This window comes from Neobacillus drentensis (genome assembly GCF_036966985.1).
In the GTDB taxonomy this organism is placed as follows: Bacteria; Bacillota; Bacilli; order Bacillales; family Cytobacillaceae; genus Neobacillus; species Neobacillus drentensis_E.
Window position 1 is genome coordinate 1 of the sequence record NZ_JBALSN010000477.1, and the last position, 3,470, is coordinate 3,470.

Consider the following 3,470-nt stretch of genomic DNA (forward strand, 5'->3'; position numbering starts at 1 on the left):
CGAGTGGTGCCTGACACCTTTTTATATTGAATGTTCATATTCAATTCATATAATTTTTGTATACTTTAGTTTGTAATAGTGAACGAATTTAGGATGTAAGTGATCGATAGAGGGGATGTAAAGAAATATGTCAGATGTAAAGGACGAAAAGGGATGGCGCCAGTTTATTCGATTGGTTCAGCAAACCAAACCTTCTAGATTGCTTTTGGGTGTCGCTCTTTTATTAAGTGTAGGAACCACCTTGGTGGGGCTGTTTGTCCCATTGTTCACCAAAAATCTTATCAATGATTTTTCTCTTAGCTCGTTAAGCACAGGAAGAATCATTCTTCTAGTTTCCGCACTCATCATTCAAGCCGTTGTGAGCGGGATATCCATCTATTTATTAAATCATATCGGCCAATCGGTTGTGGCCGGGATTCGAGACCGTTTATGGAAGAAGCTGCTCGTCTTACCAATACCGTTCTATGATGAAAATCAAACAGGAGAAACGGTTAGCCGAATGACGAATGATACAGCAGTGGTAAAAGGATTAATTACCGACCATCTCGCCAACTTTCTATCAGGGACCATTTCCATCATTGGCTCGATTATTGTCTTACTGCTATTGGATTGGAAAATGGCTTTGTTAATGTTTATTGCCCTGCCGCTTGCAGCAGTCATTTTAATGACACTTGGTCGAAGGATGCATCAGGTGTCCAAAGGGATGCAAACTGAAACAGCACAGTTTACCTCCGTCATCCAGCAAGTATTATCCGAGATACGCCTAGTCAAAGCTTCGAATGCGGAGGAAATCGAATATAAGAATGGTAAAAACGGAATTACGAAGTTGTTTCAATATGGGTTGAAAGAGGCAAAAATTCAAGCACTGATTTCTCCATTGATTGGTTTAGTAATCATGGTATTACTAGTCGTCATTCTAGGATTCGGTGGAATGAGGGTATCTTCAGGTGCATTAATGGCAGGTGATTTAGTTGCATTTATCATGTATCTTTTTCAAATCGTCATGCCGATGGGACAATTAGCTGCCTTCTTTACCCAATTTCAAAAGGCAACCGGTGCGACCGAGCGAATTATCGCCATTATTGATATGAATGAGGAACAAGATGATTCCAAGCGGGATGTCCAAAATATGAATCAACCTATAACGGTGGAGCAGCTGCATTATTCATATAATAATGGGGAATCCGTACTAAATAATATCAGTTTTTCCGTAGAGGCAGGCAAGGTAACCGCAATAGTTGGTCCAAGTGGCAGCGGGAAAACGACACTGTTTTCATTATTGGAGCGGTATTATCAACCACAGCAAGGAATCATTCGCCTTGGGGAGGAGCCAATAAATGAATTCTCACTGTTTTCTTGGAGAAGCCAAATTGGTTATGTATCACAGGAAAGTCCGATTGTTGCAGGAACCATTCGCGATAATATTTGTTACGGAATGGATAAACCAGTAAACGAGGATGATTTAAGAAGGGTTGCGAAAATGGCCTATGCCGATCAATTTATTACTGAACTCCCGAATGGTTATGAAACCGAAGTGGGCGAAAGAGGGATCAAATTATCGGGTGGTCAACGGCAAAGAATTGCGATTGCTCGTGCCTTTCTAAGGGACCCGAAACTATTGATGTTAGATGAAGCAACCTCTAGTCTCGATAGCAAATCGGAACAAGTAGTCCAACAAGCATTACAGAATTTAATGAAGGGACGAACCACACTCGTGATTGCACATCGTTTGTCGACCGTTATTGACTCTGATCAAATTATCTTTTTAGATAAGGGGAAAATAACCGGCAGCGGCACGCATGAACAACTAGTCCAAACACACTCCTTATATCGGGAATTTGCCGAACAGCAATTACGAATCAACGAACTTGCTTAATAAGTGGAAAGGGAAGATGAGCGATGACAAAATTATTAATTGTCGACGATGACGCTAATATTCGCGAGCTTGTGCTTCTTTTTTTGAAAAAAGAGGGATTCGAACTGTACGAAGCATCAGATGGGTTGAAGGCGTTAGAGTTGATGGAAAAAGTAAAAATCGATATCGTGATTATTGATATTATGATGCCGATTATGGATGGCTGGGATTTATGCCGGGAGATCCGGGAGTTCAGTGATATGCCAATTCTAATGTTGACCGCCAAAGGGGAAACCTCCCAAAAGGTAAAAGGATTTGATCTTGGGGCCGATGATTACCTTGTGAAACCTTTTGATCCAGCCGAATTAACGGCCCGAGTCAAAGCCGTGTTAAAACGTTATAAAATAACGGTCTCACAAACGATAACAATTGAAGAATTTATGCTGAATCGGAGAACACATGAAATTTCCTTTAAGAATAAGGAAATTACCATTCCGTTGAAAGAATTTGAACTGTTGTTTAAATTAGCGAGCTACCCTGGAAAAACATTTTCAAGAGAGGTACTGATTGAAGATATTTGGGGCTACAACTATGAAGGAGACGAACGAACGGTCGATGTGCATATTAAAAGGTTAAGAGAGCGTTTTTCGGAGGAGGAATACCCGTTTCGAATTCAGACGATTCGAGGATTAGGCTACCGTTTCGAGGTAAAACCATGAAGGCCAAACGTTTTTTTCAGCATTTATTTGTGATTGTTTTTTTTATTGTATTTGTTTCGCTGGGCTTCTCGGCAGGTTATTTCATCGTCTCAGGAATCTATCACCTTTTCCATCTTCAGACATCCGATTACCTTCGTCATATGGCAGAGGTGGTCAGTAGTTTATTAACGATGGCGCTTGTGGGGTTTCTTATTAGTTTATTGACGAACAAAAGGCGTCACACTCTCTTTCATGAAGTACTTGATGCCTTAAGCAGAATTGCAAAAGGTGATTTTAATGTATACCTGGATTTAAAGGTTGGGAGAGAAAATCAATTTACCAAACTGATTGACCATATCAATCATATGGCTAAGCAATTAAAACAGTTGGAAGAGATGCGGCAGGAGTTTATTTCAAATGTCTCTCATGAAATTCAATCACCGTTAACGTCAATTATAGGTTTTGCTCAAGCCCTTCAATACGACCAGCTAACAAATGAAGAGAGAAACCATTACCTCAGTATCATTGAAACGGAAAGTAGAAGGCTCTCTAAATTAAGTGATAATCTCTTGAAATTAACTTCGTTAGAATCTAAGCATCACCCTTTTGATCGGCATAGCTATCGATTAGATCAGCAAATTCGAACGATTATTTTAGCCTGTGAACCGCTTTGGCTAGAAAAGGAACTGGAATTGGATGTTTCTATGGAGAAGGCCGCCATCATCGCGGATGAGGATTTAATGAGTCAGGTTTGGACCAATCTATTTCACAATAGTATTAAATTTACTCCGAATCAGGGAATGATTCGTGTTGAGCTCAAAAAGGTGGATGACAAAACAGTCGTGAAAATATCTGATACGGGGATTGGGATCTCGAAAAAAGACCAGATCCATGTGTTTGAACGATTCTACAAAGCC

At 40.2% G+C, this 3,470-nt stretch carries 3 protein-coding genes; all 3 read left to right on the forward strand.

Going from position 1 to position 3,470, the window contains the following annotated elements:
- Positions 1-127: 127 nt before the first annotated feature.
- On the forward strand, positions 128-1,876 hold the full coding sequence (locus V7659_RS25765; protein WP_335542954.1) for an ABC transporter ATP-binding protein: 1,749 nt from the start codon (positions 128-130) through the stop codon (positions 1,874-1,876).
- A gap of 23 nt (positions 1,877-1,899) precedes the next feature.
- Positions 1,900-2,574: a response regulator transcription factor gene (locus V7659_RS25770; protein ID WP_335542955.1), complete on the forward strand. Its 675-nt coding sequence runs from the start codon at positions 1,900-1,902 to the stop codon at positions 2,572-2,574.
- On the forward strand, positions 2,571-3,470 hold a 900-nt coding region (locus tag V7659_RS25775; RefSeq protein ID WP_335542956.1), incomplete at its 3' end, for a sensor histidine kinase. The genes V7659_RS25770 and V7659_RS25775, both read left to right, overlap by 4 nt.